The sequence below is a fragment of the Parabacteroides sp. AD58 genome (assembly GCF_023744375.2).
Lineage (GTDB): Bacteria > Bacteroidota > Bacteroidia > Bacteroidales > Tannerellaceae > Parabacteroides > Parabacteroides absconsus.
In genome coordinates, this window is the sequence record NZ_CP146284.1 from 3607099 (window position 1) to 3632031 (window position 24933).

At 44.1% G+C, this 24933-nt stretch carries 20 protein-coding genes; 15 read left to right on the forward strand and 5 right to left on the reverse strand.

Annotated features, from left to right (window positions below; all coding sequences use genetic code 11):
* Nucleotides 1–28: 28 nt before the first annotated feature.
* Nucleotides 29–1213 carry a mechanosensitive ion channel family protein gene (locus NEE14_RS15270; protein ID WP_251968039.1) on the reverse strand — a complete coding sequence of 395 codons (1185 nt, stop codon included), beginning with the start codon at nt 1211–1213 and terminating at the stop codon, nt 29–31.
* Nucleotides 1214–1342: 129 nt separating this feature from the next.
* Complete coding sequence (locus NEE14_RS15275) at nt 1343–3370, reverse strand: sialate O-acetylesterase (protein WP_251968040.1); 2028 nt, start codon at nt 3368–3370, stop codon at nt 1343–1345.
* Between the two features lie 193 nt (nt 3371–3563).
* Between NEE14_RS15275 and guaA the strand changes: the two genes are divergently transcribed.
* The 4 genes from guaA to NEE14_RS15295 all read left to right on the forward strand — a co-directional run bounded on the left by guaA (nt 3564) and on the right by NEE14_RS15295 (nt 8183).
* Nucleotides 3564–5084 (forward strand): glutamine-hydrolyzing GMP synthase, encoded by a 1521-nt coding sequence (guaA, locus tag NEE14_RS15280; protein ID WP_251968041.1) that lies wholly within the window; start codon nt 3564–3566, stop codon nt 5082–5084.
* Nucleotides 5085–5520: 436 nt separating this feature from the next.
* Nucleotides 5521–6639 (forward strand): 6-bladed beta-propeller, encoded by a 1119-nt coding sequence (locus NEE14_RS15285; RefSeq protein WP_251968042.1) that lies wholly within the window; start codon nt 5521–5523, stop codon nt 6637–6639.
* Between the two features lie 627 nt (nt 6640–7266).
* A complete protein-coding gene (locus NEE14_RS15290) occupies nt 7267–7632 on the forward strand; it encodes a hypothetical protein (protein WP_338578752.1) in 366 nt (121 codons plus the stop codon).
* Nucleotides 7633–7655: 23 nt separating this feature from the next.
* A complete protein-coding gene (locus NEE14_RS15295; RefSeq protein WP_251968044.1) occupies nt 7656–8183 on the forward strand; it encodes a hypothetical protein in 528 nt (175 codons plus the stop codon).
* Nucleotides 8184–8444: 261 nt separating this feature from the next.
* On the opposite strand, the gene NEE14_RS15300 is transcribed toward NEE14_RS15295, so the two are convergent.
* Nucleotides 8445–10121: a putative transporter gene (locus tag NEE14_RS15300; RefSeq protein WP_251968045.1), complete on the reverse strand. Its 1677-nt coding sequence runs from the start codon at nt 10119–10121 to the stop codon at nt 8445–8447.
* A gap of 143 nt (nt 10122–10264) precedes the next feature.
* On the opposite strand from NEE14_RS15300, the gene NEE14_RS15305 reads away from it, so the two are divergent.
* Nucleotides 10265–11044: a peptidylprolyl isomerase gene (locus tag NEE14_RS15305; RefSeq protein ID WP_317259020.1), complete on the forward strand. Its 780-nt coding sequence runs from the start codon at nt 10265–10267 to the stop codon at nt 11042–11044.
* Between the two features lie 6 nt (nt 11045–11050).
* Nucleotides 11051–11449 carry a hypothetical protein gene (locus NEE14_RS15310; RefSeq protein ID WP_251968047.1) on the forward strand — a complete coding sequence of 133 codons (399 nt, stop codon included), beginning with the start codon at nt 11051–11053 and terminating at the stop codon, nt 11447–11449.
* Nucleotides 11450–11481: 32 nt separating this feature from the next.
* Here the strand turns inward: NEE14_RS15310 and NEE14_RS15315 are convergent, their stop codons facing one another.
* Nucleotides 11482–12411: a magnesium transporter CorA family protein gene (locus NEE14_RS15315; RefSeq protein ID WP_251968048.1), complete on the reverse strand. Its 930-nt coding sequence runs from the start codon at nt 12409–12411 to the stop codon at nt 11482–11484.
* 573 nt (nt 12412–12984) lie between these two features.
* On the opposite strand from NEE14_RS15315, the gene NEE14_RS15320 reads away from it, so the two are divergent.
* Together NEE14_RS15320 and NEE14_RS15325 are read left to right on the forward strand one after the other, a co-directional pair.
* Nucleotides 12985–13902: a DUF2156 domain-containing protein gene (locus NEE14_RS15320; protein WP_251968049.1), complete on the forward strand. Its 918-nt coding sequence runs from the start codon at nt 12985–12987 to the stop codon at nt 13900–13902.
* 4 nt (nt 13903–13906) lie between these two features.
* Nucleotides 13907–14833, forward strand: coding sequence for a GNAT family N-acetyltransferase (locus tag NEE14_RS15325; RefSeq protein WP_251968050.1), 927 nt, complete (start codon nt 13907–13909; stop codon nt 14831–14833).
* A gap of 6 nt (nt 14834–14839) precedes the next feature.
* On the opposite strand, the gene NEE14_RS15330 is transcribed toward NEE14_RS15325, so the two are convergent.
* Entirely contained in the window at nt 14840–16180 is a 1341-nt protein-coding gene (locus NEE14_RS15330) for a sigma-54-dependent transcriptional regulator (RefSeq protein ID WP_251968051.1), read from the reverse strand.
* Between the two features lie 111 nt (nt 16181–16291).
* Here NEE14_RS15330 and NEE14_RS15335 point away from each other — a divergent pair, with 111 nt between their 5' ends.
* The 7 genes from NEE14_RS15335 to NEE14_RS15365 all read left to right on the forward strand — a co-directional run bounded on the left by NEE14_RS15335 (nt 16292) and on the right by NEE14_RS15365 (nt 24908).
* A complete protein-coding gene (locus NEE14_RS15335; protein ID WP_251968052.1) occupies nt 16292–17218 on the forward strand; it encodes a hydrogen peroxide-inducible genes activator in 927 nt (308 codons plus the stop codon).
* A 318-nt stretch (nt 17219–17536) separates the two neighbouring features.
* Nucleotides 17537–18382, forward strand: a complete 846-nt coding sequence (locus NEE14_RS15340; RefSeq protein ID WP_251968053.1) for a prephenate dehydratase — start codon at nt 17537–17539, stop codon at nt 18380–18382.
* Nucleotides 18357–19538, forward strand: a complete 1182-nt coding sequence (locus NEE14_RS15345; RefSeq protein ID WP_251968054.1) for a pyridoxal phosphate-dependent aminotransferase — start codon at nt 18357–18359, stop codon at nt 19536–19538. Before NEE14_RS15340 ends, NEE14_RS15345 begins: the two co-directional genes overlap by 26 nt.
* A gap of 98 nt (nt 19539–19636) precedes the next feature.
* A complete protein-coding gene (locus tag NEE14_RS15350; protein WP_317259019.1) occupies nt 19637–20728 on the forward strand; it encodes a bifunctional 3-deoxy-7-phosphoheptulonate synthase/chorismate mutase type II in 1092 nt (363 codons plus the stop codon).
* 9 nt (nt 20729–20737) lie between these two features.
* Entirely contained in the window at nt 20738–21511 is a 774-nt protein-coding gene (locus NEE14_RS15355; protein WP_251968056.1) for a prephenate dehydrogenase, read from the forward strand.
* 471 nt (nt 21512–21982) lie between these two features.
* Complete coding sequence (locus NEE14_RS15360; protein ID WP_251968057.1) at nt 21983–23398, forward strand: ATP-binding protein; 1416 nt, start codon at nt 21983–21985, stop codon at nt 23396–23398.
* A gap of 118 nt (nt 23399–23516) precedes the next feature.
* Complete coding sequence (locus NEE14_RS15365; RefSeq protein ID WP_251968058.1) at nt 23517–24908, forward strand: TolC family protein; 1392 nt, start codon at nt 23517–23519, stop codon at nt 24906–24908.
* The last annotated feature ends 25 nt before the right edge of the window (nt 24909–24933 follow it).

A 24933-nucleotide genomic window follows, 5' to 3' on the forward strand; every position in this document is an offset into this window, starting at 1 on the left:
GTATTTATATATTTTTAAGACGAATTAATCAGATTGACTGCTGCATGCGCTCCAGATCCAGTCCTGACGGCTTCTGGTAAATACGCAGTCCGAAACATCCGATGACAGCCAGCAGGTGTTCGAATACCTGTGCTTGCAGCCGTTCATAAGGAATCCAGTCTTTGTTGATCGTGAAGAAATACAGTTCGACCGGAAGTCCTTCGGGCTGCGGCTGCAACTGGCGGACCATCAGTGTCATCTCTGTGTTCACCTCCGGCAGTTTCCGCAGATAGCGTTCGATATACTGGCAGAAGACATGGAGGTTGACAACTTCGCTGTCGTTCTTTTCCGTTTCCGCAATCCAGCCTTCTTCGGCAAAACGCTTCCGTTCGTCGGCCGTACAGAAACGGATAGTGTTCATGTCGATATACAGCGAGCGCTTGATACGGCGGCCGCCGCTTTCGCGCATGCCGCGCCAGTTCTGGAAAGAATCGCTGACCAAAGCGTATGGCGGAATGGTGGTGATGGTTTTATCCCAATTCTGCACCTTGACGGTATTTAAGGTGACTTCCTGCACAATGCCGTCGGCTCCGTATTTAGGCATCGAAATCCAGTCGCCCGGCCGGAGCATGTCATAGGCACTCAGTTGCACGCCGGCAACCAATCCCATGATGGTGTCTTTAAATACCAGCATCAGGATGGCGGCCGAAGCTCCCAAGCCTGTGAGCAGGCGGCTTGGGTCTTTATCTAACAGCAGACTGAAGATAATGATGGCGCCCACGCCAATCACGATCATCTTCAACATCTGATAGACGCCTTTCAGCGGGCGGTCTTTCAGTTTGTCGCTCCGGTTCGACAACTCGTATAAGGAAGAAATCACCGAATTGATGAGGCGAACAGTCACCACCACAATATAGATCTGCGTAAACATCAGCAGGTATAGCAACCATTTGGATGCCGCGGTAAAAGCCAAAGGCAGCAGCAGGTAAATGACAATGGGAGGAATCAGGTGACACGTATTGTCGAGTACCTTGTCGTTCAGTAAATAGTCATCCCATTCAATCCTTGTCTTGCGGACTACTTTCCGGATCATCGGAATGATTCCGCGGCGACAGACATAGTCCATGATAAAAGCTATTATCAGGATTGCCGCTATAATAATCACTTGCAGCATCACACCTCTGATTCCCCACGCATGCAAGCCTGCAATCCATTTGTCTGGTAATTCTATCATCTTCTTTCTTTTTTCCGGCAAATTTACCATAAAAGCTGATTCAATAACCAGAGTCGGGACTTAAAATGAAAAAGAGATACCTTTCTCTTCGAAGATATCTCCTTTTCAGTCGGGGAAATGATTCCCTGCTTATTTCACTTGCTTCAGGCTTTCCAGCCACATATCCGCATGCAGATCCTGTCCTTTGGTAGAAAAATGGATGCCGTCGGCCCGCTGCCAAAGCAGGTTCAGCTGATCGGTGTCCGGACCTAAGTAAATATCGGGATACTGATCGGCCAATGCCTTTTGAGCCGCCCGGATTTCGGCACTGTTGCCATTGTCTTCGTCGAGGCACGCCGGATGATAACTGGCCTGTGCGATGACAATCGGCGCCTGGATGCCACGTGAGCGGAACACGTCGCGGATCGTCTCGAACATGCGGATATAATCTTCTTTCGGTGTATTCAGGATATTGTCGGTCTCGCCCTGATGCCACAGGATATAATCCGGTTCGATCTGGTCTTTCTTCAGCTGTTCAACCGTGCGGATCAGCAGGTCGTGCAGCTCGCCTCCTTTAGCCCACGCACCGACGCGGACACCGCCAACACCGATCGGGACGACTGTTACTTTCTCTGCCATTCCGGCTTCCACCAGCTTGTCGCCGAGTCGGGTCCAGACACTGCCGCCTTCGCCCGTCGCGCCAATCAGCGGATCGGCCGCCCGGTATAATTTCCCGTCGAAGTAATTATAGACTTCCTTTTGTGACTGATACAGACCTTGTCCGTGGTTGGCCGAGTTAGACTGACCGAAGGTAAACAATACCAGGCTTCCTTGGGCCTTTTCCAACGGTTGGACATTCTGATTTTCCGCCCATTCCTTCAGTTTGTTCATGGCTGTAAAGAGCACACCGGCTTCGCCCCGGAATGTGCCGGAACCTTTGGGTTCGCCGCCCGGTGTGTACCATTCATAGAAACCCTGATTCTCAACAATCCGCCGGAGCATCGGAAGAATCTCGTCATACGCATCCCGGACAAAACCATTCTCGACCAGCGCCTGAATCATCCGTCCGCCGAACCAGGTCCAGTCGCCTCCGTTCTGATAACCATACGGATACATGCCCACATTCTTGAATGAGCCGGCCGGATACGTCGGATACATCGTCAGACCGATGGTCTGTGCATGAGCCGCCTTCATATTCTCCAGCATCTTCCGGTTGGCTTCTTCGATATCCTCTTTCGAAAGCAGGCCGGCCAGGATGGCAATGGTGGTTCCACCGTGATAATAGATCTGGTTCTCATTGAAACTTTCCGGGAAAGGAGAGCCGTCGAGATAGATATGCGGAATGAACTTGCGGTTCTTTTTGTCCCACAGATGGGTGCGGATATTCTTCTTCAGCTCGTCGCGCACCTGTGTCCACTTCTGACGTTTGGCCGCATCGTTCTCCAGCTCCAGATAATTGTTCAGAGCCAGGACCATCATGGCATTGTCATAGATATCGATGGCAAAATGGGTGTCCTTGTCGATCTCGACGCCCCACGGATGTTCGGGCTGCACATCGCCCCAGTCGGCCGTCGTTGCACCGATTAGTAAGCCATACTGCTTGTTGTACTTTTCGTTGAGAAGATATTCCAGCGCCCATTCCATCCGTTCGATGACGGTTTTGCCTTCAATCTTCGTCTGCAGATAGGCCGTGTTGCCGCTCCGCTTTACATATTTATAAATAGCTTGGATCAGAGAAGCCTCCTGGTCGGTTTCCACCGTATTCTTATGGGCAGCAAAGCGAGGCTCCGTTTCTGACAGGCGGTATTTATATCCGCCTTCTTTCCCTATTTCCGCTTTCTTGATGTCGAGGAATCCGTCTACAATATCACCGGTTTTTCCCTGGAAGTGAAAGAAGGTGTTCAGGTTCGAACGGATGGCATCGTCGGGCATGACTTCCATCGCCAGTTCGATGAAGGTATTATAATCGCGTATCCAGACTTCGCCATAGCCGTCGCCGGCATTAAATCCGCCAGATGCCACTTTGCGGGCCATCTGATCCACCTGGGTCATTAATCCTTCATTCAGGATTCGTTTCTGCAGTACGTGCATTTCTTCGGGCGACGATTGTGCTGTCAGCGTAAATACCGAAAACAAACCGGAAATGCCAGCCAGTAAAAGAGGTTTCATCTGTATCATGATACTTAGATTGTTTAGTTAATATCTTTTCTGCAAAAATAGCAGGAAAAGTCAGAAGCCGACCGGTAATTTCTTCCGATTTCATTATACTATATGCTTTTTCACGTCCAGAAGGGAAGAAATAGGTTTGCCATTCTGTTTAATCCGGCAATAATTATTACCTTTGCACAAACAATCTAATAAAGATAATCGCATGCACGAAAGACTTATTATTCTTGATTTCGGTTCGCAGACTACGCAGCTCATTGGCCGCCGTGTCAGAGAGTTGAATATGTACTGCGAAATCGTTCCGTACAACAAGTTTCCGCATGATGCGACAGATGTAAAAGGTGTGATCCTCTCAGGAAGTCCTTATTCTGTTTACGATGAAAGTGCCTTTAAAATTGACCTCAGCCAAATACGTGGCAAATATCCGGTATTGGGTATTTGTTATGGCGCGCAATTTATTGCCTATTCGTCTGGCGGAAAAGTGGAACCAGCCAATTCTCGTGAATATGGTCGGGCCAACCTGACTTCTATTGATCCGCAAGATCCTTTGTTCAAAGGTATTGAGCCGGGTTCACAAATTTGGATGTCGCACGGCGATACAATTACCCAGTTGCCCGACAACTTCAAGATTATTGCCAGTACAAATGATGTACAAAACGCAGCTTATCATATTGAAGGTGAACAGACCTGGGGTGTACAGTTCCATCCGGAAGTATTCCATACGACTGATGGTACGAAGTTATTGGACAACTTCCTGAATATTTGTGGTTGTGCCAAGGACTGGACTCCGGCTTCCTTCATTGAATCGACTGTTGCCGAGCTGAAGGAGAAGTTGGGCAATGATAAAGTCATCCTGGCTTTGTCGGGTGGTGTTGATTCTTCTGTTACAGCGGTGTTGCTGAATAAGGCAATCGGTAAGAATCTGACCTGTATCTTTGTCGATCATGGTCTGCTTCGCAAGAATGAGTTCGAAAACGTATTGCGTGATTATGAACATTTAGGTCTGAACGTAATCGGAGTCAATGCGAAAGATAAATTCTACCGTGAGCTGGCAGGCGTTACTGAACCGGAAAAGAAACGTAAGATCATTGGTAAGGGCTTCATCGATGTCTTCAATGAAGAAGCACGCAAGCTGAAAGATATCAAATGGTTAGGACAGGGAACCATCTATCCGGATGTGATCGAGTCCTTGTCTATCACCGGAACGACAATCAAGAGCCATCACAATGTAGGTGGTCTGCCTAAGAACATGGACCTGAAATTGGTAGAGCCATTGCGTCTGCTGTTTAAGGACGAAGTTCGCCGGGTAGGTATCGAACTGGGTATGCAGGAACATCTGATCAAGCGTCATCCGTTCCCAGGTCCTGGTTTAGGTATTCGTATTTTAGGTGATATCACTCCTGAGAAAGTACGTATTCTGCAGGATGCCGATGATATTTACATGTCGCTGATGCGTGAATGGGGGTTGTATGACAAGATCTGGCAAGCTGGAGCAATACTGCTTCCGATCCGTTCGGTAGGAGTAATGGGTGATGAACGCACCTATGAAAATACAGTTGCCCTGCGTGCCGTTACTTCTTCGGATGCCATGACGGCAGACTGGGCTCATCTGCCTTACGAATTCCTGGCTAAGGTATCAAACGAGATCATCAACAAGGTGAAAGGGGTTAATCGCGTAGTATATGATATCAGTTCAAAACCACCAGCAACCATCGAGTGGGAGTAATTGACTTCGTCCATTTTACAGGTAAAAGTAAATATCAGACAATTTAAAATCAATAAATTAAGCTACTATCACTGCTAATCATCTAAGGTAGTGATAGTAGCTTTTTTTATACACTTTTTGAGAATTGACCCCTAAAATTGCTCCCTCCCTACGGATGGACCAATAATTATGCGAACTCAGGGTCTGGTTTGTGCTCAAGTTCTTCAGATGCTCCAGGATCTTTCTTGAAGTATACAACCGATTGGGGACAGTATAGTTAAATAAAACGAGGATATGCAAAAATAAATTCCATAATAAAATATACACTATTATTTTTAGGAATAACTTTGCATATCCTCTTGTAAAATTGCGACAAATGAGAAAATCTATATTTATATCTTTATCAATAATTTGCATTTCATGTATTATATCATGTGATAAGAACAATAATAAGAGCATGGAATGTAAGAAAGATAACATTATTCAGCTTGCAAATGCAGCCCAAAAGACTCAATCTGTTAAATTGTCAGAAATAGCTGATTCCATTTCTTTTCTACCTTTAGACAGTAGGCATCTAATCGGAGAAGCAAGAATAACTGTATCTAATAAATATCTGTTTATAGGTTCAAGCGTCTTTGATTGGAATGGAAAGTATTTGTTTGAAATTGGTCAAAGAGGTGTTGGAGCTGGAGAAGAAATATTTTTACATACGGTAATAAATATCGATTCATCATTCTATTCTATGGCTGATAAATTGATAGCATATAATAGCAAAGGCAAATACAATGGCAAAGAGCATTCTGTTTTAGATATTCATCCTTTAGATATAGGGCGCGCTGATACAAATATGGTAATTTGTACATTAGACACGCTCTTCTTTTTCTCTCAGAATCTACATTTACTAAAAACAAAACGAGTAGTTCCCGATTGGCCAGAAAAATCAACAATGATGAGTTACAATAAAAATCTTCGTTTCTTTACGGAAAACATGGATTCGGTTCTATATTACAATTACATAAATGATACAATTTACCGGGTTCTCGATAACAGCATTCAACCACGCTGGATTGTTGACCTTGCAGACGAAAAAATTCCATTAAAATACTTATTAGGAAATGAGATGAAACGGTTAGGGGTTGGAGCAGAATATTTTAAAAACAACAATTTATCAGATTGGGAATACTTACGGGAAACAGATAATAAAATACGTGTCTTTTCGATTTTTGAATCGAAAAATTATGTTTTTGTATATTGGTTCAGGCTATTTGATTTTTGGCAATTACGGAACCTTCCCCCTACAAAATTCCAAATAGCATATTATGATAAGAATAAACAAAATACCATTGCTGTCAATGATAAAGGATTTGTTGATGACATCAGTTCATTAGGCACATTTTACCCTCAATTAGGAATACATGATAATTGTATGCTTTCCTCCTTTTGGCCTTATGAATTAAAAGATAGAATAGATTCATTAGAGCAGAAGGGAGAAGTTGTAGATATGAAATTGCGAAATATGCTAAAGAAAGTAGAGGAAGAAGATAATCCTATTTTAGTATTAGTTCATCTTAAATAAAAGTAGCTTATGAAATCAACTGTCATATTTTCCGTTGGAGTGGAGTTATACACAAATTAAGCATACTTTTTCCCATTGAAACTTTACGATGATAATGGCGATATTCCTCAATGAGAATGTGCCGTTAAAATAAGAATTAATTTTTTGCCCCCAAATTAGGGCTAATAATATTAGTATTCAGTACTTTCTTAAAATCAATAAACGACCCCTATTTATGACCCTATTTGTAACTTAAATATTATTAATCTATTGAAAAACAAGGTTAAAAAAAACTATCGAGTGGGAATAATCGGATTCCTCCTATTTACTAAATATTCTATCATTCAATCAGGCTACTATCACTGCGAAGTATCAAAGACAGTGATAGTAGTTTTTTATATACCTTATTGAGATTGTGCCCCGATATTCCGGGAAAGGTCCAGAGAGAAAAAAGAACGGCTTGCAAAACCTTTGGAAAGTCTCCGAGAGAAAAAAGAACGGCTTGCCGGAAGTCGGGAAAGACCCCGCTGAAAGTTTCTCGTGCTTTCGGGACTTTCAGATAGCCCTACTGAGAAATTTTACTCCCTGATCCCCCACTTTTTAAATCTTCCTATATCTGTTAAAAGATGTTCGATACGAACCAAAGTATTGCATCGTGCTGATTTCTTTTTTAGATTTGATCCGAAGTATAAGAATTTTGAATTTGAAGCCAAAGTTTTTCATGACTTTGCTTATAATAAAGCCATACTTTATGACAACTTGAATGTTGGTTTTCACCTATTGGCAACAATGACTTATCCAGATCCAACTTTTGCAACTGATTATAGAGAATGGCTTGATAAATGTGCAGAAAAAGGCTGTATGCCAAGTTCTGAATTTGCTACCTATAACAGCTTCTGCAAACAATGGCAGGGCTATCCAGGAGAATACAAGGAAGGTTTGGTTCCTAAGCTTTTAGAATTCTATTTCAGGAAAGCGGATCCTCCTATTAAACCCAATAATAATGAATATTAATTACTAATTAAATCAAATATCCTATGATGAGAATACTTTTAATTTTATTATCGCTATCTTACATTTTCCCTTTGAATTCGGTTGGCCAAGAAATAGTAAGATTTAAAAAGCAACAAATGAAAGAATCGGTTTGCCTTTATTCACTAGAAGATGAAAAGTTACGAAAAAAATTACCTGACAAAATGGTCCCTATGGGATTTGAAAGGGAAGGCACTTTAAAATGGTTTAGAGATTGCCAGCAACTGTTGCAAAAGGAATTCGCGAATATCAGTGATGAGGAATATACTTACTTGAGACGTATTAGATGGTATATTTGGATGTTCCATGATGGAACTTGTCAACATAACTATTTTTATGTACCCGATGCCGAAGAAACTTTCAAACACGTGAAAGATCTGGAAATACATTTGGCCAACTTAGTGGAGCAAATGGATAGTTTAAGGTTCCAACCCGATCAAATTAGGCTATCGGATCCCCGAAATAAAAGTATCAATATGGCAGATACTATGGTTCCTTTATTCTACCTACGGAAGAAGATAGACGACAAGTAATAAGAAAATGTTTCTTACTAACTATTCGATCATTTAAAATCCTCCTATCAGGCTACTATCACTACGAAGTATCTAAGACAGTGATAGTAGTTCTTTTATATGTCTTTTTGAGATTGCGCTCCGATATTCCGGAAAAGGTCCAGAGAGAAAAAAAGAACGCCTTGCAAAGACTTTGGAAAGGCCTCTCAATGATAAAAAAGGCGGACATTCCGTTTGGTTTCCCTTCGAAATGTCCGCCATATAAATTAAAATAATGAGAAATTAGGCGAAGAACAGAATCATCAATTGAGCTGTCAATACACGTAAGAACATGGTTAACGGATAGACAGTAGCATAGCCGACTGACGGCGCGTCATTTCCGGCTGTGGCGTTTGAATAAGCCAGTGCAGGCGGATCAGTTGTACTGCCGGCAATCAGACCCATCAGGGTGAAATAGTTGACCTTGAAGAAATAACGGGCTACGCAGCCGATAACCAGCAATGGAACAACCGTTATGATGAAACCATAGCCAATCCAGGCAACACCGCCGTCGTTGACGATTGTATCGACAAAGCCTTCACCGGCACTCAGTCCTACGCAGGCCAGGAACATCGCGATACCTATTTCACGCAGCATCAGGTTGGCACTTTGGGTTGTATAGGTAATCAGCTTATAGTGATAGCCGAAGCGGCTGATCAGGATAGCTACAATCAGCGGACCGCCGGCCAGACCTAACTTCACCGGTTGAGGAATACCCGGGAATGAGAACGGAATACTTCCCAAGATAATACCTAATGCGATACCGACGAAGATCGTGATCAGATTCGGTTCGTTCAGGCGCTTCATCGAATTACCCAATACTTTCTCGACATTCGATACGGCTGTTTCAGTACCGACAACATTCACACGGTCGCCGACCTGCAGGGTCAGATTTGGTTTTGCCACCAGATCAACACCGGCACGGTTGATTCTCGTAATATTGATACCATACAGCTTACGCAGTTTCAGGTCGCCCAAGCGTTTGCCGTTCAGTTCCGGTTTGGTAATCAGAATACGGCGGTTGACAAACTGGCTCTCCATACGGATCCATTGCTTACGTTCCATGTCGATGGCTTCGCCAATGAAAATCTTGATCTTTTCAGCGTTCGGTTCGGTAGTAATGACGAAGATTTTATCGTTTTCGTGCAATACCGTATTTGCCGAAGCAATATCAATTTTCTTGTCACTGTCTCTCCAGATACGGGAGATGACAAAGTCGGTATGTTCGAGCAGTGATGAGATTTCGGCTACGGTCTTGTTGAAGATAGCCGGATTCTTTACTACCAGAGAAATAGGAATAGCTTCGTTGGAATGAGAAGTTTCTGCCTTTTCCAGCTGTTCGTTCTCCTTCTGGAAGGAAATACGGAAAATATAGCGGATGACGATGATTGAGAGGATGATACCGACAACACCCAACGGATACGCAACGGCATATCCTAAAGGAATAGAGTTATCGCTCACTCCATACATGTCAGAATAAGCCTGCTGGGCAGCACCCAAACCCGGCGTGTTGGTAACAGCTCCTGACAAAATACCTACCATCGTTGGAATGGGTATTCCTGTAATAAAATGTAACACTAAGGCGATGATTACACCTAATAGAACAATTCCGGTAGCCAGCATATTCAGCGTGACGCCACCTTCCTTAAAAGATGAAAAGAAACCGGGTCCTACTTGCATTCCGACAGAATAGACAAACAAGATTAACCCAAACTCCTTAAAGAAATGAATCACGTGCGTATTAATGGTTATTCCAAAATGGCCCATGATAATACCCACAAACAAAACGAGCGTAATACCTAAAGATACCCCAAAAATCTTTATCTTCCCTAATTGGATACCTACTGCGATTACAAAAGATAATAATAGAATGGAATGCCCTACACCTTGGCCCCAAATCAAATCATTTATCCAATCCATACTAACACCATTAAAAAACTTAATTTCCTCTAATAAGTGTGCAAAGGTAACATTTTTTTTTGTTTCAACAATATTATGTCTTAACTTCACCCAAAAATCATATAAAAATGAAACACCTTATCTTTTTATTTATCTTTAGTCTGATGGGCTCTTTTACCTGTCAGTTGAGAGCCAATGAACCGGTCGTTACGATTACGACCAACGTCGGAGTTATGAAAGCCAAGCTGTACGAGAATGTTCCAAACCACGTAAAAACCTTTATCGAACGGGCGAAAAAAGGCGAGTATGATGGTACGCTTTTTACCCGTGTCATTAAAGACTTCATGATTCAGGGCGGCGCGCCCGATTCGCGGAATGCTTCTCCGGGCGTGCGGGTCGGTTTCGGCGACCGGAGTGCTGAAATCTTGCCGGAACTTCGGCCGGAATACTTTCATAAGAAAGGAGCGTTGGCGGCTCCGCGCCAGAATGACGATGTGAATCCGGAAAAGAAGTCGGACATGTCGCAGTTCTTTATTGTGGAAGGAAAGGTTTATCGGAGCGGTGAACTGGACACACTGGAAAAAGTGAAGAATTATCAGATCCGGAAAAAGGCACTCGACCTGTACTATCGTCCGGTGAAAGTACAATTGCAGATGCTCAAGATGGATAATCCGCGCGAATATAACAAACGGGTTGCTGATATCAATGCGAAAATTGATTCAATGATTCTGGCTACTCCGGGACATCTTGTATTCACGGATGAGCAGAGAAAGGCGTATACGACTGTCGGTGGTTGTCATCACCTGGATGGCGTCTATACGATTTTCGGCGAGCTGACGGAAGGCTTCGATGTCCTTGACCAGATCGCTGCGCAGAAGACGGATAAATATGACCGTCCGTTGAAAGATATTCGGATTATCCGGGTTACGGTTGAAAATGAATAAGTAATTATGCTGAAAAGAGATTTTATCATGGTGCAGATTGAAGAGCTGGGCAAAGCCATTGCCCGGCTTGTGTTCAATCGGAAGAACGGGAATGGTCTGGACAAGAATCCGGACCTGATCGAACAGGCGTTTACTTCGCTGAAAACAGATACGGCTTTCTTGCTGGGGCATTCGCCGGAAGAGATCGAACAGTCCTTGAATCAGGACGACGGCTGCGGCCTGCAGCGGATGGAACTGGCTGCCAAACTTCTGATAGAAGACAGCTATGTCTCCAGTCTTCCGTTACCTTTATTAAATAAAGCGCAGGAACTTCTGTATTATCTCCAGATTCACGATTCCACTTATTCCATTGAACGGATGATGCTTCTGCAGGAAGTCGAGCACGAAATGAGCCGGCTGGGATGATGGATGTATCTTTCCCAGCCAGCGCTTGAGGTTTAGAACCATTTTATTTTCTTGAACAGGACGAACGACAAACCTGACAAAACGGCCGAGGCTATGACAATCCAGGCAAAGGCATGTGGCGTCTCTTCCAGATGAATGTTGACATTCATGCCGTAGAAGCTGGCAATCAGTGTCGGAATCATCAGGGTGATAGACAGACTGGTCATGCGTTTCATGATGACGTTGACGTTGTTCGAAATAATGGAAGCGAAGGCATCCATCGTTCCCGTCAGGATGTCGCTGTAAATGTTTACGGTATTGTAGGCCTGTTTCAGTTCTATTTCCACATCTTCCACCAGGTCGGCGTCCAGATAATTGGTATCGTTGAAGATCGTCCGCAGCTTGCCGATGAGGACTTCGTTTCCACGGATGGACGTATTGAAATAAACCAGTGTTTTCTGCAGTTTCATTAGTCGCAGCAGGTCTTCATTCTTGATACTTTTTTCCAGTTCCTTTTCGGCTGCCGTTACATCTACATTGATTTGCTTCAGGTATTTCAGGAACCAGACGGCCGATGAATAGATCAGCCGGAATATGAGGTCGAGCTTGTTGCGCACCTGAACACTTTTCTTGCGTGTATGCTCAATAAAGTCGGTTAGCATTTCCGAATGATAGTAACACACTGACACAATGATTTCATTATTGGTGATGACACCCAACGGAACCGTTGTAAAGGGAATGCCGGCTACATCGCTTTGTACCGGAATACGCAGGATCGTGAGCAGCCAGTCTCCTTCCAGCTCTGTACGCGAACGTTCGTCAACATCCGCAATGTCATCTAAAAATGATTCGGGAACACCTAAGGTCTTTGTCAGAAAATCAAAATCATCAGCGTCAGGGCATTCTACATTTACCCAGCTGTTTGGAAGCCATTCTTTCTTGTCTACCAGACCGGCTTCACCACAATAAAGATAACCTCTCATCTTATTGCCTCCTTTCTCTTTAGTCCGAAAAGAGGCAGCTTCGAAAAATTGTCTCTTCCGGAGTTAATAAATTAATTTACACGTTCGCGAATAGGAATCATCCATATTGATTATTATTTCTATTAAAACAATTCCGGCTGCCGGAACCGGCCACCCAATCGTTTTCTATTACCGCGCAAAATTACTCATTTATTTTACACCTGCAAACGGGAGATGTTTTCCTATATAGTTTTTATGGCACATTTAATATCCTTTTGCCAAAACAAAATGTCCGGCTTTTTTCTTGTTGAACCCGTCAGATAAAGATGCGGTTCCGCCGAGCAATTCTTTAATCCACGCCGTGGATTACTTAGTTCACGCCGTGGATTACTTAGTTCACGTCGTGGATTAAGTAGTTCACGCCGTGAACTAAAGAATTTCTCGGGAAGAAAGCATAAATTTCTGCCTGTTTTTTCAAGAATCGCCGGTTATGGTATATTTTTTGAAGGAGAATAAACAAAAGCGGATTTCTGACAGTTTTGTATATAGAGCTGGAGACTGAATTCCTGACCGATTAAGATTATATTAAACACTATGCAGATAGATTTCAAACCGATTACCATCGACGACAAAGAAGTGATTACTTCTTTTACTTTGCCTTCGCCGTTGCGCAACTGCGATTTGGCTTTTTCCAATATGTGCAGCTGGAGATTTCTGTACCTGAGTGAATATGCTGTGTACAAGAATTTCCTGCTGATACGTTTCTATATAGAAGAAAAGAACAGGAAGCGGATCGCTTATATGCGTCCTATTGGCAACGGCGACTTCCGCGACGCTTTGTTGCAGCTCGAAGAAGACTCGTGGCAACACGGGCATCCGCTTTTGATGCTGGGCGTGACTCCCATATCAAAAGACTTGCTGGAAGAAGCCTTCCCCGGCGAGTTCTCTTATATTCCTGAGCGGGATTATTTTGATTATATCTATTTGCGGGAAGACCTGGCTACGCTGAAAGGGAAGAAATTCCAGGCCAAGCGGAATCATGTCAATAAGTTCAAGAAACAATATGCCTATGAATACGAGCCGTTGACGGCTGAACTCGTGCCTGAATGCCTCGAGTTTGAAGCGAAATGGTATAAAGCCAACCGGACGGACGACGACCAGGAGGAATTGACCGACGAGCGGAAGTCGATGATCTTCGCCCTGAATCATTTCAAGGAACTGAACTTGTTGGGCGGAGCTATCCGGATCGATCATAAATTGGTGGCCTTTACTTTTGGTTCGCCCATCAACCAGGATACGTTTGGCGTGCACGTAGAAAAGGCCGATACCGATTATGACGGAGCTTACAGTATCATCAATCAGGAGTTTGCTTCGCGTATTCCCGAGCAATATGTATATGTAAACAGGGAAGAAGATTTAGGTATTCCCGGCTTGCGAAAGGCCAAGTTATCGTATAATCCGACCATCCTGCTTCCGAAGGCGGCTGTTATCAAAAAGATTAAATCAGAATAAGTCTATGAACCGGAAAGAACAGATCATTCAGCTGTGGCGTTGCTGCTTTGAAGACAGCGAAGATTTCATCCGCCGTTTCTTCAGTCAGGTTTATCGGGAAGAAAACGCCCTGACGCTGGAGCACGACGGACAGATCGTCTGCGCCATGCAGTTGCTTCCTTATACCATCAGTTATTATGGGCAGACCATTCCGGCTACTTATATATATGGTGTCTGTACTCATCCCGACTATCGGAGGCGTGGCTATATGCATCAGTTGCTGGAGACGGCTTTTGTCCGGCTGAAAGAGCAGGGAAGTGGACTGGCTTTCTTAATTCCGGCCCACGACTGGCTGTTTGACTGTTACCGGAAATCCGGTTTTACCGAGGCTTTCGGATGCACTTGCCGGACTTTGTCGTTGCCGGAAGTCCCGCTTTCTCCGGTTGCCGGAGTAGAAGAGGTAAAAGAAACCGATATACCGGCTTGCTGGGATTATCTGACCCGGAAATGGAAAGAGATGCCGGTCGCTGTGCTTCATTCTTGGCCCGACTTCCAGTTTGTCTTCCGGGATGTCGAGGCGGGCGGAGGCAAAAGCTTCCTGTACCGGAAAGCCGGAAAAGTAGAGGGCGTGCTTATGGCTGTACCTGTAGAAGAAAAGCTCTTTTTACCCGAACTGCAGGCCGATACGGAACAGGTTGGCGATGTCTTGATAACGGCAGCCGCGTCTGCTTTTCAGCGGAAAGAAGTTAATTACCGTTTGCCGGGAAAGACAGCACGATATGGAATGGCGCGCGTGATCTCTCCTGAACTTCTTTTCCCGTATTGGAATGAAAAGCAGGCAGGCCATTCACTTCCGGCAGATACATGGAAAAGCTGGTCTGCAGAAGAACAGACGGTCCGCCTCCTGGATGGAACCGAATCGTCTGGTTATATGAGCTTGATGATGGATTAAATCCTTTTATTCGATCTGATACAACTTCAGTTTGTTGTAGAGGGTTTTCCGGTCGATTCCCAGCATTTGTGCCGCCTTCGTCTTGTTGTTTCCGCATTCCTGCAAGGCTTTTCGGATGAGGTCGATCTCATGGTTGCCGTCGCGTAACTGAGCCACCGGCTGTTTGACTTTTGGCGTTTCACGCAGTTCGTCGGGCAATTCGGCACACGTGATGAAGCGCCCCTTGGCCAACAACGTGGCATATTTGATGACATTCTTCATCTGACGCAGATTGCCGGGCCAGCTGTACGACTGGAACAGGCGGATGGTCTCGGCATCAAACCCGATGATGTCTTTCTTCAATTCGGCATTGGCCTGATCCAGAAAGTTATTGGCAAACAGCATCAGATCTTCCTGGCGTTCGCATAAATCCGGAATGCGGATGGTGAACTCATTGATGCGGTGATATAAGTCTTCCCGGAAATCGCCTTTGTCGATGGCTTGGCGCAGATTCTCGTTGGTAGCCGAGACCAGACGGACATTGATGGTGATTTCCTGATTACTGCCAACAGGCCTGACTTTCCTTTCCTGCAAAGCGCGTAATAACTGAACCTGTACTTCGTAGGTCAGGTTTCCGATTTCATCCAGGAAAATGGTTCCTCCTTGTGCCGCCACAAAGGCGCCGACTTTATTATCAATGGCTCCGGTAAAAGAGCCTTTTACATGTCCGAAGAATTCGGATGCAGCCAGATCTTTGGGAATAGCTCCGCAATCGACGGCAACGAAAGGCGCATTGGCCCGGTTGCTCTGCTCGTGAATACGGCGGGCAACATATTCTTTCCCGGTTCCGCTTGATCCGGTAATCAATACCGACATATCAGTGGGAGCAACTAACCGGACATGCTCGTACATCGAGACGGCAGCCTGACTGACGCCTTCAATATAATAAGGATTGGAAGAGGCATTCGCAGACGGTGCTTTCATGCTTTTGTGAGCTGTGGCTTCCGGAACTTGTATGGTTTCCTTGATCTTCGTCAGTAATTCTTCCGGATTGACCGGTTTGGAAATGTAATCGGAAGCTCCCAGTTTGATGGCCTGTACTGCCGTATGAATATCAGCATAACTGGTCATCATTATTAAGGCAACATCCGGATGTGTTTCTTTCAGCCATTTGAGCAATTCAATTCCATCCCGGTCTGGTAATCGCAAATCAGACAGGACCAACTGAAATGCCTGGCTATCCAAGCTTTTCTGGGCATCGGAAACAGACGTCTGGGATTCTACACGAAACCCTTTCCTTCCCAGCCAAGTCTTCAGCATCAGTGAAAAAGTAACATCATCTTCTACAATTAATATAGATGGCTGCATACATGTATCGTTTTTTTCTCTTGACAAATATACAATATTTCAAAGAATCCACATAGCAGAATCGGACAGAATCATGTACATTTGTGAAATAAACAGAATATATAGGTATTTATGACGATTCAACAACTGGAATATATATTGGCGATAAATAAATTCCGTCATTTTGCCAAGGCGGCCGAATATTGCCGGGTGACACAACCTACATTAAGTATGATGGTGCAGAAGCTGGAAGATGAACTGGGCATTAAACTGTTTGACCGTTCGTCGCAGCCGGTTCGTCCGACACCTGCGGGAATGAAGGTTCTTGAGCAGGCCCAGCGTGTCTTGTATCAGGCTTCCCTGATCAAGGATATTGTCACTGAAGAGAAAGAATCGGTACGAGGCTCTTTCCGTCTGGCTGTCTTGCCTACGATCGCTCCGTATCTGTTGCCCCGTTTCCTCCAGCATCTGGCCGAAGAACACAAAGATCTGGATATCCGGATTCAGGAAATGCAGACGGCTCCGACTTTGTCGGCCCTGAAAAAGGGAGAAATTGATGCGGCCATCATTGCCAATCAGCCGGTAGAAAGCGAATTGCAGGGGCATTTTCTGTATTATGAAGAATTCTTTGGCTATGTGTCGCGCAACGAACCGATTTTTGCCCATGATAAGATCCGGACAACGGACATTAATGATGAGCGGTTATGGCTTCTCGACGAAGGGCATTGCTTCCGCGATCAGCTGATGCGCTTCTGCCAGCGTGAGAAAGTGAAGGTCAATCAGGCGGCATATCGTTTCGGTAGTCTGGAAACCTTCATGCACATGGTGGAAAGTGGCTATGGAATGACTTTTATTCCGGAGCTGGCCACCTTGCAGCTGAATGCGGAACAGCGGGAATTACTCCGCCCGTTTGCCATTCCAAGGCCAACACGCGAAATCTATTTTGTTACCCGGAAAGATTTCATCCGCCATTCACTTTCGAAGCTTTTGATTGAGCATATTCAGGACGCTGTTCCGAAAGAAATGCTCCGATTAAGAGCCGGACAGAAAGTGGTCTGATTTATACCGATTGAAAAAAATATCATTTTCTGAAGAAAAATATTACTTTTTTCTTGTTTTTACGGAAAAATAGTTATTTTTGCCCCGTAATTAAAAACGAACAAATAAAGATGACTCGATTTAGCTTTACATATTACTTTTATTACTTTTACTTTTTTAGCAAGGTAAGGGCAGGAGTTTGTATGTAAAGAGTTGATGATAATTTGAATGTGTCAATAATCAGATATAAAGTCCTGCCGGAATCCGGTGGGACTTTTTTATTATCCGATAATTCGAGCCTGAAACTAAAATCCAATAAAAGACAAAAGAAACGTAACAATGGAAAGAAAAGTAGCAATTCAAGGAATAGCCGGTTCGTATCACGACATTGCAGCTCGTCGGTACTTTGAGAATGATGAAGTGGAAACGATTCCATGTAATACCTTCCGGGATGTCATTACGACCATCAAGCGTGATCCTTCTATCTTGGGATTAATGGCCATCGAGAATACCATCGCCGGAAGTCTGTTACAGAATCATGAACTGATTCGTGAAAGTGGTTTCAGTGTGATAGGTGAATACAAATTGCGTATTTCTCATTCGTTAGTAGCACTTCCCGGAACGAAGCTTGAAGATGTAAAAGAAGTCAATTCTCATCCGATCGCTTTGATGCAATGTACGGAATTCCTCGATACGATACCTTATGCCAAGGTTGTTGAAAAAGACGATACTGCCGGAAGCGCCCGCTGGATTGCTGAAAATAAACTGGAAGGACATGCGGCTATCTGCGGAAAGCTGGCCGCCGAAATCTACGGAATGGAAGTCCTGGCCGAGGGAATTGAAACCAACAAACGGAACTTCACCCGTTTTCTGGCAATAGCCGATCGCTGGACTGCCGATGAAATGATGAAAGACGCTATCAAGAACAAAGCCTCGCTTGTATTTGCCTTACCTCATACCGCCGGAAGCCTTTCCAAAGTTTTATCTGTACTTTCTTTCTACGACATGAATCTGACAAAAATACAATCATTACCGATTATAGGCCGTGAATGGGAATATATGTTCTACATCAACCTGACATTCAATGATTATACCCGATACAGACAGGCATTGGATGCCATCCGGCCATTGACAAAGGACTTAAAAATATTAGGTGAATATGAAGAAGGAAGACAAGGTTTGTAACATCGTTCCTGCCGAACGGGTAAACACCGTACAGGAATACTATTTTTCCAAGAAACTCAAGGAAGTGGCAGAGATGAATGCTGCCGGGAAAAATGTAATCAACTTAGGAATCGGTAGTCCGGATTTACCTCCTTCCGAACAGACGATTGAGGCGTTATGCCAGCATGCTCATAATGCCAACGAACATGGCTATCAGCCGTATGTGGGAATTCCTGAATTACGTCAGGCTTTTGCCAACTGGTATAAGACCTGGTATCATGTGGATTTGGATCCGAAGACTGAAATCCAGCCGCTGATTGGTTCGAAGGAAGGCATCCTGCATATTTCACTGGCTTTTCTGAATCCGGGCGACGGCGTGCTGATTCCAAATCCGGGTTATCCGACATATAGTTCAGTAGGCAAATTGGTTCAGGCGAATCTGATTCCGTATGAACTGAAGGAAGAATTAGGCTGGCAACCCGACTTCGATGAGCTGGAGAAAATGGACTTGTCGAATGTGAAGCTGATGTGGACAAACTATCCGAATATGCCGACCGGAGCGAATGCCAGCATCGAATTGTATCAAAAACTGGTTGATTTCGGCAGAAAGCACGGTATTATTATATGTAACGACAATCCGTACAGCTTTATCCTGAATGAACATCCGCTGAGTATTCTCAGTATTCCGGGAGCAAAGGATATCTGTATCGAACTGAACTCAATGAGTAAGGCGCACAATATGCCGGGCTGGCGTATGGCGATGCTGGCTTCCAACAAGCAGTTCGTACAATGGGTACTGAAAGTGAAGAGCAATATTGATTCAGGACAGTTCAAACCGATGCAGTATGCGGCTGTCGAGGCATTGGCTGCTCCGAAAGCTTGGTATGACAAAATGAATGAAACGTATCGCAGCCGTCGGGCATTGGCCGGAGAAATCATGCATACGTTGGGTTGTACTTACGATGAAAACCAGGTCGGCATGTTCTTGTGGGGAAGAATTCCAGATACATACAGCGGTAGCGAAGAACTGGCCAATAAGGTGCTGTATGAAGCCAATGTCTTCCTTACGCCGGGATTTATCTTTGGCAGTCAGGGAAACCGCTTTATCCGAATCTCGCTTTGTTGCAACCAGCAGATGTTACAGGAAGCATTAAATCGTATTAAGAAAGTCATTTAATATAATCAGAGCCGTTTGTCGGTTTATGAGTGATGGGGAACATCCGACTTATAAACGTGGCAACTCAAAAATAGAAATTAAAAAGATAGCATACAGTTATGGAAGAAATGAAATTAGAATCAATTTTACTGCCGGGTGTGGATCCGCAGCGCCCGATCGTCATTGCGGGACCTTGCAGTGCTGAATCAGAAGAACAGGTAATGGAAACTGCCAAGAATTTGGCAGCCAAAGGTATCAAGATATTCCGTGCCGGTATTTGGAAACCGCGTACTAAGCCAGGAGGATTCGAAGGAATCGGTGTCATCGGCCTGCCATGGCTGAAGAAAGTCAAGGAAGAAACCGGAATGTATGTGGCTACCGAAGTCGCTAACAAAGACCATGTATTCGAAGCCCTGAAGGCCGGAGTCGATATCTTGTGGATTGGAGCTCGTACAACGGTTAACCCGTTTGCTGTACAGGAAATCGCCGATGCTTTACGTGGTGTAGATATTCCGGTTCTGGTAAAGAACCCGGTTAATCCGGATCTTGAATTGTGGATCGGAGCTTTCCAGCGTCTGTATGGTGCCGGCATCAAGCGTCTGGGCGCTATTCACCGCGGATTCAGCTCTTACGACAAGAAGATCTACCGCAACCTGCCTTTGTGGCACATTCCAATTGAGCTGCGTCGCCGGATGCCGAATCTGCCGATCTTCTGCGATCCGAGCCATATCGGTGGTAAACGCGAACTGATTGCTCCGCTTTGTCAGCAGGCCATGGATTTGAGTCTGGATGGTTTGATGATCGAATCACACTGTAATCCGGATGCTGCCTGGAGTGATGCTGCTCAGCAGATTACACCGGATGTATTGGATTATGTACTGAACTTGCTGGTCATCCGTGAATCGAACCAGACAACCGAGAATTTAAGTGCTTTGCGCCGCCAGATTGATGGCATCGACGAACAGGTACTTGAGCTGTTGGCAAAGCGTATGCGTATTTCTCGTGAGATTGGTGTTTACAAGAAGGAACACAATATGCCGATTTTGCAGTCACCACGTTACAGCGAGATTCTGGAAAATCGTTCCAATATGGGACAGCAGATGGATCTGAATGCCGACTTTATCAAGAAGATGTTGAGTCTGGTTCATGAAGAATCTGTCCGTCAGCAAATGATTATAATGAACGAAGAACAAGAGCAAGAACAAAAATAAGACGTCACGATGAAAATTCTGATTTTAGGAGCCGGTAAAATGGGCTCCTTCTTTACGGATTTGCTTAGCTTTGACCATGAAGTAGCCGTTTTGGAAAAAGACCCGAAGCGCATGCGGTTTATTTACAATGCCATTCGGATGCAGCATGTGGAAGAGATCAAGGAATTTGCTCCTGAAATGGTGATCAATTGTGTGACATTGAACCATACCATTGATGCTTTCCAGGAAGTATTGCCTTATCTGCCACAGTATTGTATTATTTCTGATATTGCTTCTGTCAAGACTCATCTGAAGGAGTTTTACGACAACTGCGGTTTTCCGTATGTGTCAACTCACCCGATGTTTGGACCGACTTTTGCCAATCTGGGAAATCTGGAGAAAGAAAATACCATTATCATCTCGGAAGGTGATCATTTGGGAAAGATCTTCTTCAAGGATATATACAGTCGGCTGCATCTGAATATTCATGAATATACGTTTGAAGAGCACGATAAGGTAGTGGCTTACTCTTTGGGTATTCCTTTTGCTTCGACCATGGTCTTTGCGGCTACGATGAAACATCAGGATGCGCCGGGAACGACTTTCAAGCGACACATGAAGATTGCCCGCGGCCTGCTTTCGGAAGATGATTATCTGCTGACTGAAATCTTGTTCAATCCGCGGACTCCGAAACAGATCGAACGCATTCAGGAGGAATTGAATACACTGCTGGATATTATCAAGAATAGAGATGCAGATGGTATCAAGGCTTTCCTGACCAAAATCCGGAAGAATATCGAATAATACCGGCGTGTCTTTTTAATACGCTTCTTTCACAACGAAGATAAACGGTTGTGTTTTACTGTCATCCTGTGATGCGAGGTGAATGCCCGTATCACAGGATGTCTCTTTTATGACGCATGCCGAACAACTGGACGAAAGGTATAATCGCATGAACAGATAATCGCAATAGCCACCTTGAAATAATAGGAAGTGAATCCAAAACTCGTAACTTTTTAATTGTTTGACATTAGTCGTAAAGCTTTTCCATATATATGCTAAAGCTTTTTGACAAATGTGGTAAAGCTTTTCGACATCTGTCAAAAATATAAAATATAACGAGAAAAGGATAAAAATATGGGAGTAAAAGAATAAAAAGAATTGATTGAGTTGTAAGTACCTATAATCTCACACTTATGAAAACAAAAGTATTTTCAACTTTACTGTAAAACTAAACTCTGATATTATGAAATATACTTTAGAAAGATTATCTTTGTGAAAGATATATTATATGGTATGGAATTTACAGATTTTATAGACAGAAAGGATTACCTCGAAAGAGTATATAATGCCTTGCAAAGAGAAAAGCCCCAATTCATTGTTATTTATGGACGCAGAAGAATCGGTAAGTCCAAGCTTGTTAAGGAAATTATGGACTGGAACAAAAAGGACATATATTTTTTGAGTGACCAGACTAATGAGACTAATCAGCGTATGCTGTTTGCCAAAACAATTGCAATGGAAGGTATAGAAGATTTCGACAAGGTAACATATCCGGACTGGGAAACTCTATTTCGGGCATTGAACCGTCAGGTAAAGGAAAAGAGTACCGTCTGTCTTGATGAATTTCCATACCTTGTTAAAAATTGCCAATCATTACCATCTGTTATACAAAAACTACTTAATGAAAAATCTCTGAAATACAATCTTATCATCTGTGGATCATCGCAACAATTGATGCAGGGTTATATTCTTGACAGAAAAGAACCTTTGTATGGATTGGCAGATGAAATCATACGTCTTACGCCCATACCTGTACGATATATCGGACAAGCACTTGGCTGTGATGCGCGACAATCCATAGAAGAATATGCTATATGGGGCGGAATACCTCGATATTGGGAATTAAGAGCTGACTACAAAGACAATGAGACCGCCATCGAAAAACTTTTACTGGATAACAAAGGTTTCTTGGCTGATGAACCCATACGCTTGTTGAGGGATGATATGCGTGATACTATACAAGCAGCTACGCTACTTTCAATTATTGGAAATGGTGCAAACCGCCTTTCGGAAATAGCAGGAAGGGCTGGAAAGGATGTTACCCAAATAACAGAACCTTTAGGTAAACTCAGAGAATTGGGATATATACGTAGGGAAGTACCATTTGGTGAAGATGAGAAAAAGAGTAAGAAAGGTATATATCGTATTAATGATAGTCTGCTGGAGTTCAATTACAGGTTTGTCGCACCTTATAAATCAATTTTGGAACTAGGGCGTACGGAAACTGTTTTATCCATTATAAGATCACAATTCTCTAGATATGTAGGAGACTGTTGGGAACACCTTTGTCGCCAATACGTGAGTGGTAATGTCATTGACGGCATAATTTACAATGTGGCTTCGCGCTGGTGGGGAAAAATCTTCACAGCGGAAAATAAGGATGGCGAAATGGTTGAATTTGATGTAGTAGCTGAATCATTCGACAAAAAACATCTCCTTATAGGAGAGTGTAAGTGGACGAATAAAGAAGATGCACTCAGGCTAGTAAAATCTATTGAAACAAAGATTGAGTATCTTCCTTTTGTTAAAAAAGGACAATCTGTACATATTATTTTATTTTTAAAGTGCGAACCACATAACAAAGAATCGGCAAGAATATTATACCCATCAGATATAGTACAGGAATAATAAAGACCACATCCGTACTTAATTGAATTAATTCAATTTATACTCATTTCTAAAACCTGTACCTTTGTGCGTTGTTATATTTATATAGGTTAGAAAAGAAAGATAAAAACAGATAGAAATGAGAAAATGCGTTTTGTGCGGTGTGTTGTTGCTGCTATTTGGAAAGATGGTTTCCGCCCAGCAGGCCCTGTCGTTGCAGGAATGCCGGGATCTGGCGGTGAAGAACAACAAAGAACTGCGGATTGCCGAGGAGAAGATACGGATGGCCGATTATGAAAAGAAGGCGGCGCTGACCAAGTATTTCCCTCAGATTTCGGCCAATGGTGCTTATATGTGGAATCAGAAGGCCTTGAATCTGCTGGATATGGGGCAGTTGTCGAGTTCGCTGGCTTCTTCGTTGGGTGGTTTGGCCCAATTGCCGGTGGTACAGCAAACGGTGGGCGCTATCAACGACCTTCAGCATCTGGATATTCAGAATGTGTGGGTCGGGAACGTGGCCTTGGTGCAACCCGTTTTTATGGGTGGAAAGATTGTTACCTACAATCAGATTACGGCGTATGCCAAAGAACTTGCCATGTCGATGAACGACCAGAAGTTGCAGGATTTGCTGTATAAGACGGATGAAACGTACTGGCAGGTGGTTTCGTTGGTGAACAAGAAGAAACTGGCGGATGCTTATGTGGAACTGCTCCGGAAGACGGATGAAGATATGGCTGCCCTGATTACTGAAGGCGTGGCTACTCAAGCCGATGGTTTGTCGGTCAAGGTGAAACTGAATGAGGCAGAAATGGCACAGACGAAGGTAAACAACGGTCTGGCTTTGTCGAGGATGCTGTTGGCGCAGTTGTGTGGCTTGCCGTTGACAGACACGCTGACGTTGGCGGACGAGCAGCTGGATAACTTCCCGGTGGAAGAGCGTACGACATCCGTGGATATGAACCAGGCATTCATGAACCGCAATGAACTGAAAAGCCTGGATCTGGCATCGAAGATTTATAAGAAGAAAGAACGGATTGTATTGGCAGACCTGTTGCCTACGGTGGCTTTCTCGGCCAATTATTTTGTGACCAACCCGAATCTGTTCAATGGCTACAAGAACGACTTTGCCGGTATGTTTAATCTGGGTGTTATTGTCCGTGTGCCGATCACAGCCTGGTGGGAAGGCAGCTATAAACGAAATGCTGCACGGGCAGAAACACGGATCAGACAACTGGAATGGGAAGATGCCCGCGAGAAAATCGAACTGCAGGTGAATCAGTCGGTCTATAAGGTGAATGAAGCGAGCAAGAAGCTGGCGGCTTCGAACCGGAATATGGAGAATGCCGAAGAAAACCTGCGCAGTGCCAACCTGGGATTTGAGGAAGGCGTGATTCCGGCCTTGAATCTGATGGCGGCACAGACGGCGTGGTTCTCGGCTCGTTCGACGCTGATCGACGCACAGATCGACATGAAGCTGACGCAAGTGTATCTGAACAAAGCCTTGGGAGTTGATTTACAGGAAAACAAATAAGAGAAGAAAATACTAAAAACGTAAA

Bases quoted from the DNA above. Each gene is read 5' to 3' on its own strand.
- NEE14_RS15270 (WP_251968039.1), bottom strand. From the start codon at position 1,213: ATGATAGAATTACCAGACAAATGGATTGCAGGCTTGCATGCGTGGGGA.
- NEE14_RS15275 (WP_251968040.1), bottom strand. From the start codon at position 3,370: ATGATACAGATGAAACCTCTTTTACTGGCTGGCATTTCCGGTTTGTTT.
- guaA (WP_251968041.1), top strand. From the start codon at position 3,564: ATGCACGAAAGACTTATTATTCTTGATTTCGGTTCGCAGACTACGCAG.
- NEE14_RS15285 (WP_251968042.1), top strand. From the start codon at position 5,521: ATGGAATGTAAGAAAGATAACATTATTCAGCTTGCAAATGCAGCCCAA.
- NEE14_RS15295 (WP_251968044.1), top strand. From the start codon at position 7,656: ATGATGAGAATACTTTTAATTTTATTATCGCTATCTTACATTTTCCCT.
- NEE14_RS15300 (WP_251968045.1), bottom strand. From the start codon at position 10,121: ATGGATTGGATAAATGATTTGATTTGGGGCCAAGGTGTAGGGCATTCC.
- NEE14_RS15305 (WP_317259020.1), top strand. From the start codon at position 10,265: ATGGGCTCTTTTACCTGTCAGTTGAGAGCCAATGAACCGGTCGTTACG.
- NEE14_RS15310 (WP_251968047.1), top strand. From the start codon at position 11,051: ATGCTGAAAAGAGATTTTATCATGGTGCAGATTGAAGAGCTGGGCAAA.
- NEE14_RS15315 (WP_251968048.1), bottom strand. From the start codon at position 12,411: ATGAGAGGTTATCTTTATTGTGGTGAAGCCGGTCTGGTAGACAAGAAA.
- NEE14_RS15320 (WP_251968049.1), top strand. From the start codon at position 12,985: ATGCAGATAGATTTCAAACCGATTACCATCGACGACAAAGAAGTGATT.
- NEE14_RS15325 (WP_251968050.1), top strand. From the start codon at position 13,907: ATGAACCGGAAAGAACAGATCATTCAGCTGTGGCGTTGCTGCTTTGAA.
- NEE14_RS15330 (WP_251968051.1), bottom strand. From the start codon at position 16,180: ATGCAGCCATCTATATTAATTGTAGAAGATGATGTTACTTTTTCACTG.
- NEE14_RS15335 (WP_251968052.1), top strand. From the start codon at position 16,292: ATGACGATTCAACAACTGGAATATATATTGGCGATAAATAAATTCCGT.
- NEE14_RS15340 (WP_251968053.1), top strand. From the start codon at position 17,537: ATGGAAAGAAAAGTAGCAATTCAAGGAATAGCCGGTTCGTATCACGAC.
- NEE14_RS15345 (WP_251968054.1), top strand. From the start codon at position 18,357: ATGAAGAAGGAAGACAAGGTTTGTAACATCGTTCCTGCCGAACGGGTA.
- NEE14_RS15350 (WP_317259019.1), top strand. From the start codon at position 19,637: ATGGAAGAAATGAAATTAGAATCAATTTTACTGCCGGGTGTGGATCCG.
- NEE14_RS15355 (WP_251968056.1), top strand. From the start codon at position 20,738: ATGAAAATTCTGATTTTAGGAGCCGGTAAAATGGGCTCCTTCTTTACG.
- NEE14_RS15365 (WP_251968058.1), top strand. From the start codon at position 23,517: ATGAGAAAATGCGTTTTGTGCGGTGTGTTGTTGCTGCTATTTGGAAAG.